The organism is Trinickia sp. (genome assembly GCF_036503415.1).
Taxonomy (GTDB): Bacteria; Pseudomonadota; Gammaproteobacteria; order Burkholderiales; family Burkholderiaceae; genus Trinickia.
In genome coordinates this window covers 1-5794 of the sequence record NZ_DASXWY010000052.1, presented here as the reverse complement: position 1 = coordinate 5794, position 5794 = coordinate 1, and the positions used below count along the sequence as shown (strand labels likewise).

The window sequence follows — 5794 nt, the reverse complement described above, 5'->3', positions numbered from 1 at the left end:
ACGGGCATTCGCAATGCACTCGCGATTCCCGCCCACGATACGACCCGCAGCATCGAGGACGTCGCGCACGTCGTCGTCCTGATGCAGGAAAACCGCTCGTTCGATCATTACTTCGGTACGCTTCGCGGTGTGCGCGGCTACGGCGACCGCCGCGCCATGACGCTGCCGAGCGGCAACCCGGTCTGGAATCAGCCGGTCGTCGCCGGATACGGTCAGCTTTCGCCCTACCGGCCCGGCGTGGCGAACCTCGGCATGAAGTACATGCAAGGCCTGCTGCACGATTGGGCGACGACTCACTTCGCCTGGAACGGTGGCCGCTACGATCAATGGGTGCTGGCGAAAGGGCCGACCACGATGGCCTACCTCACGCGCGAGGGCATTCCGTTCCACTACGCGCTCGCCGACGCCTTCACGATTTGCGATGCCTACCATTGCTCGAGCATGGCGCCGACGGACCCGAACCGCTATTACCTATGGACGGGCGGACTGGGCAACGACTGTACCGGCGGCGGCCCCGTGATCGATAACGCCGAGGCGGGCTATACGTGGTCGACTTTTCCCGAGAAACTGCAAGCCGCCGGTGTCTCGTGGAAGATCTATCAGGACATCGGTATTGGCCTCGACCCAAACGGTTCCTGGGGGTGGACGAAGGACCCGTTCATCGGCACTTACGGCGACAATTCACTGCTCTTTTTCAACCAGTATCGCAACGCGCGGCCAGGCGATGCGCTATACGACAATGCGCGCACCGGTACGAATGCGGCGAGGGGAGACGGTTACTTCGATATCCTGAAGAGCGACGTGCTCAACGACAGGTTGCCGCAGGTATCGTGGATCGTTCCGCCCGAGGCGTACTCCGAACATCCGAATTGGCCGCCCAACTTTGGCGCCTGGTACATCGATCGGGTATTGCAAGCGTTGACGGCAAATCCGGCGGTATGGAGCAAAACGGTGCTCTTCATCGCCTACGACGAAAACGACGGATTCTTCGATCATGTCGTGCCGCCGTTCGCGCCATGGTCGGATCAGACCGGACGTTCCACCGTCGACACATCGAACGAATACTTTGGCGGTGCGCCGGGCAAAGCGTCCGGTCCCTACGGATTGGGCCCGCGCGTACCGATGCTCGTGGTGTCGCCGTGGTCGAAGGGCGGCTGGGTGTGTTCGGAAACCTTCGACCATACGTCGATCATCCGCTTCATCGAACGCCGGTTCAGCCGCGCCGGCAGCGGTGCGCTGCGGGAGTCGAACATCACGGCATGGCGGCGGGCGATCTGCGGCGATCTGACGAGTGCGTTCGATTTCGCCAATCCGAACACCGCGTTTCCAGCGCTGCCCGGTACGGATGAATATGGGCCGGTCGATCGCCAACGCCGTTTCAGCTATATTCCGCTGCCGCCGCTCACCGCATCGCAACCGGCTCAGGAGGCGGGTGTACGACCCGCGCGAGCGCTGCCCTACGAGCTCTTTGCTCATGGTTACATCACGGCGAGCGAGCGCACGTTACGGATCGAGCTGACGAACCGCGGCCGCGCGGGTGCCGCGTTTCTGCTTTATCGCACGGGCAGCTCCGACACCCCGCGCGCGTATGCCGTGGAGATCGGCAAGCGCCTGTCCGACGACGTCCCGCTCGATGCGGATGGTCATTATCACTACAGCCTGCATGGGCCGAACGGGTTTTTCCGGCGTTTCAAGGGCTCGGCGAAAGCGACACGCGGGTGGGGAGGCGGTGTTGCGCTGCCCGAAGTGACCGAAGCGTATGACGTCGCGAACGGCAGTATCGGCTTGCGGCTCCGAAACATCGGCAGCGCGGCTTGCGAATTCACGGTGCGCGATGCCTACGGTTCTCCCTCCGTCAAACGGCGCGTCGTGGGCGGCGAGATTGTGGACGTCTACTTCGATTTGCGCGCTTCCCACGGCTGGTACGACCTTGCGGTGTTCGTGGACACCGATTCCTCGTTCGAGCGCGGGTTCGCCGGCCACGTTGAAACCGGCCGCGGCAGCATGAGCGACCCGGCGTTCGGCATCGGTTGAGTACGCAAACGTAGGGTTCGCCCCAGGGCGGGTCCGTCTCTTGCGCGCCGAGCGCTTTGCGTCCAAACGATTTCGAGGGGGGACGTCCGCCGTTTTTCGTGACTTCCGTTGCGCGAGACACGGGCATACAGTCTGCCGAACGCAACAAATTCGGCGTCTTGGCAGGCCTTCATGCATAAAACAGATGCATGAAGGCGCGCGGCGCTTGTAGAATCCGGCCTTGAAGCGCCGCGCATGTTGTGCGTGCTTCGTGCGTTCAACGACCAACAGGTAGGAGAAACATGTCGACTTCCGCAAACAAGGTTGCGAAAAAGGCTGCCGCCGCACCGGCGAAGAAAGCAGCTGCGAAGAAAGTGCCCGCGAAGAAAGCCGCGGCTAAGAAGGTCGCCGTGAAGGCGTCCGGTGCTGCGTCGCCGATCAAGGACACCTTCACGAAGGCCTCGCTGGCTGCCCATCTTTCGGAGCGCTCGGCTGTCGAGCCGAAATCGGTGAAGGCGGTGCTCTCGGCGCTCGAGGACACGATTCTCGGCTCGGTGCACAAGAAGGGTGCCGGTGAGTTCACGCTGTCCGGCCTGCTGAAGATCGTCGTGCAAGCTGTGCCGGCGAAGAAGAAGCGCTTCGGCAAGGATCCGTTCACCGGCGAAGATCGCTGGTTCCCGGCAAAGCCCGCGTCGGTGCGCATCAAGGCACGTCCGCTGAAGAAACTGAAGGACGCGGCTTCGGCCTAAAACCGCGTTACATCGCGCGTTTTTCGCAAAAATCCCTGTGGGCCTCGACGGCTCACAGGGATTTTTTATGCGAAAGCGCGCTTCACCGCTGTCGCTGTGGCTTCGATGGCGGCACCGCGTAGCCGTCCGTCAACGTCTTCAGGAAAGCGATGATGTCGGCAATGTCGACTTGTGTCATAGCGGGCGTATCGCCAGGCTTGCGATCGAACGGTGCATCGGTCTTGTCGATGTTCGCCCGGTATTTGACGGGCAAGTCGTCGTACTGCTCGACTTTTCCCTTGGCGTCGCGCGGATAGATCTTTGCGGGATCGAGGTCGCGCAGGTTATAGAAGGTCAGCACCTCGTCGAGCGAGCGGTAGACCCCGTTGTGGAAAAAGACACTGCGCGTGGCAACGTTGCGCAAGCTCGGCGTGAGGAACATGCCGCAGTACTGAGTCTGATTCGCGAGATCGGTCCGGTGGGGACCGCACAGACCGAGGTCGTGATAGTTCGCGTTACGGTTGACGGCCAGCAGGCGGTTACGGGGCACGCCGAGCGCTTCGTACTCGAAGTCCGTGAACATCGGCGGTTGGCCGTCTTTGGTCGGCGTGGATAGATGGCAACCGGCGCAATTGGCCTTTTTCGGATCGTTGAAGAGGCGCAGGCCACGCATTTCCGCACGGGTGAGACGGACTTTGCCCTCGAGCCAGTAATCGTATTTGCTCGTGTAGGGATGGAACGACGGATCTTCGACCTGATAGCGGGCCACGGCGAACATCGCCTCGGAAAGCAGCAAACGCGGATCGCTCAATACACTCGCGCCGAAGAGCTTCGCAAACGCATCGCGGTAAGCGCTGTGGGCCAGTTTGTCGGCCGCTTCCTGTTCGCTTGCATTGGCCATTTCGACCGGATTGAGCAGCGGACCGTACGCCTGCTGCTGCAAGGTGTCGGCGCGCCCGTCCCAGAAGAGGCCGCCTTGCGGCACGAGCTCCGGAGCAGCGGGCGCGGTGCCGGCGGTTTTTTGCGCACGCGTCGCGCTCGATGCCTGCTGCGCGGCTTGCGCGAGATTGGTGGGCTCGTCGGCATCCGCTTGCGAAGGACCGATGCCGAAATTCGGCTGGCGATACAGATACATGAGCGAGGGCGGGGGACGGTCGCCCTGAAGCGTCATGTCGCTGCCGCCAAACTGCACAGGCAATGCATTGGGCGGGCCGTATGCGCGCGCGGGGCTATGGCATGACGCACAAGAGAGCTTGCCCGAAGCCGAAAGCGTCGGATCGAAGAAGATCGACTTGCCGAGCGTCGCCATCGCGCTCAGCGGAGCGGTTTGCGGGCGCTGCAGACGGACTGGGTGCAGATTCACTCCGGTCAGTTGGGCGACGATCCTGCCGATCGGGGCAGGCGCCGAGCGCGGATACGCTGCGGCCAGCGCCAACGCGCCGGCCGCGAGCAGCGCTGCTGCGGCCGCGAGCATGGTCCATCCTCGGCGGCGCGGCAGCGATCGAGCGGGAGGGGGCGCGTGGGTAACATTCGTTTGCATATCGTCATGGCGCGCAGGACAGTGCGCGAAAGCGCGTTTTCATCGTCACGATCCAAACAAGCCAAGGCCCGCGAGGGGCCCTGGCTTGCAAACGTCGCGGTGTGGGGCGGACTACTTACTGCTCGTCGCCTTCATGGCGTCCATGGATAGGCGTGCCCAGCGTCGGATCGAGAATGAGGCGCTGGGGATGCGGTCTATGGAAGTCGAACATATCGGAGATATCGCCGGCCGTCGCGTCGAACGAGCCTCCCCCGATGCGCGAGCCGTCGAGCCAGTTGTCTTCGATGAAACGGACGATCGAAGCCTGCGAAATCTGCGTGTGGCTGACGTAGTTCGGCTTCGTCCACGGCGAAATCACGAGGAACGGAATACGCGTGCCCGGGCCGCAGCGGCCATTCACGGGTCCGCCGTTCACCCCGAGCGGCTGCTGACCCGTGCCGCACATTCCCGAGCCGTTGAGCTGATCGGCGACCGGATCGAACGATGCGCTCGTCGGTTTCACATAAGCATGGTCATACCAGCCGTCCGAGTCGTCCCACGTCACGATCACCGCCGTACGGTCCCACTCGGGCTGCTGCTGCAGGAAGTTGACGACCTTCGCCGTGAACGCCTGCTCGTCGAGCGGATCCGAGTATCCCGCGTGACCGTCCTGATAGGCGGGCGCCTTCAGAAAGCTCACTGCGGGGAAGTTACCGGCCTTGACCGCCGAGAAAAAGTCATCAATATCGTACTGGTGGTTGGCCGGGTCCCTGGTCCTGCCGTCGTCCGCCAGCGTGAAGCCGACCGATTGCAGCGAGCTCGGACGCGAGTGTTGCGGGTTCGACGTGGACGCGTAGTACTGGAACCAGTTGTGGTGCGGAATGTAGTCGGCCGTCGAAGCGTTGACCACGTTCGACAGGGAGCTGCGAGCGCAGCCCTTCGTGCCATTCGCGTTCATTGCCGACAAGTCGAAGCCGCCCATGAAGCCGCCCCACGGGATCGCCTTCGCATTGAGCAGATCGCCGATATTCTTGCCCGACATCATGGCCTGATCGGTCGCGCTCGAGCAGAGGTCATAGGCCGGATCGACGTCGTTGATCATCGTCAAGCCGCCTTGCGTATCGTTCACGTAGTACGAGTTTCTCGACGATTTGACGATCTGCATGCCGTTCGTCTGGCCCGCGATCGCTTCGAGCGCGCCAGGCGTCGACGGACCGTAAGTGTCCGTATAGGCGTTGTCGCTCATCGCGAAGCGCTGGGCATAGTTCCACATGGCCGCGACCGTATTGCCGTCGTAGTAGCCCATGACTTGGCCCTTGGTGCCGAAGGCGCCCGCGCCGCCGCTCGAACCCTTACCCGTGTACTTCGGAAAGAGATCGGCAGCACCGTTGTCGTAGGCCTGCTCTTCGGCCGTGTAGGCGTGATTCTGGTCAGCCGTTGCCGCTTGCGTGCGGTCGAGGCGGAACGGATTCGCGGCACCGGTGCCGTTGGCCGTGTTCGTAGAGTTCGGATTGCTCGTCAGCAGTGCGCCGCT

The 5794-nt window shown here is 62.7% G+C and carries 4 protein-coding genes; 2 read left to right on the top strand and 2 right to left on the bottom strand.

The genetic code is table 11. The features are described 5' to 3' along the window. Positions 1 to 2034 (top strand): phosphocholine-specific phospholipase C (locus VGL01_RS07445; RefSeq protein ID WP_331568220.1); only part of this gene is annotated, 2034 nt, incomplete at its 5' end. A 281-nt stretch (positions 2035 to 2315) separates the two neighbouring features. Beyond that, positions 2316 to 2762: an HU family DNA-binding protein gene (locus VGL01_RS07440; protein ID WP_331568219.1), complete on the top strand. Its 447-nt coding sequence runs from the start codon at positions 2316 to 2318 to the stop codon at positions 2760 to 2762. 82 nt (positions 2763 to 2844) lie between these two features. Here the strand turns inward: VGL01_RS07440 and VGL01_RS07435 are convergent, their stop codons facing one another. Together VGL01_RS07435 and VGL01_RS07430 are read right to left on the bottom strand one after the other, a co-directional pair. After that, the gene (locus VGL01_RS07435) at positions 2845 to 4281 is read right to left on the bottom strand and encodes a cytochrome-c peroxidase (protein ID WP_414720191.1); all 1437 of its coding nucleotides are present in this window, start codon (positions 4279 to 4281) and stop codon (positions 2845 to 2847) included. A gap of 115 nt (positions 4282 to 4396) precedes the next feature. Next, positions 4397 to 5794, bottom strand: a 1398-nt coding sequence (locus VGL01_RS07430) for an alkaline phosphatase family protein (RefSeq protein WP_331568217.1), incomplete at its 5' end; no start/stop codon positions are given.

What these genes read in the sequence shown, in the direction of transcription:
- VGL01_RS07440 (WP_331568219.1), top strand. Translation starts at nt 2,316, where the DNA reads ATGTCGACTTCCGCAAACAAGGTTGCGAAAAAGGCTGCCGCCGCACCG.
- VGL01_RS07435 (WP_414720191.1), bottom strand. Translation starts at nt 4,281, where the DNA reads ATGCAAACGAATGTTACCCACGCGCCCCCTCCCGCTCGATCGCTGCCG.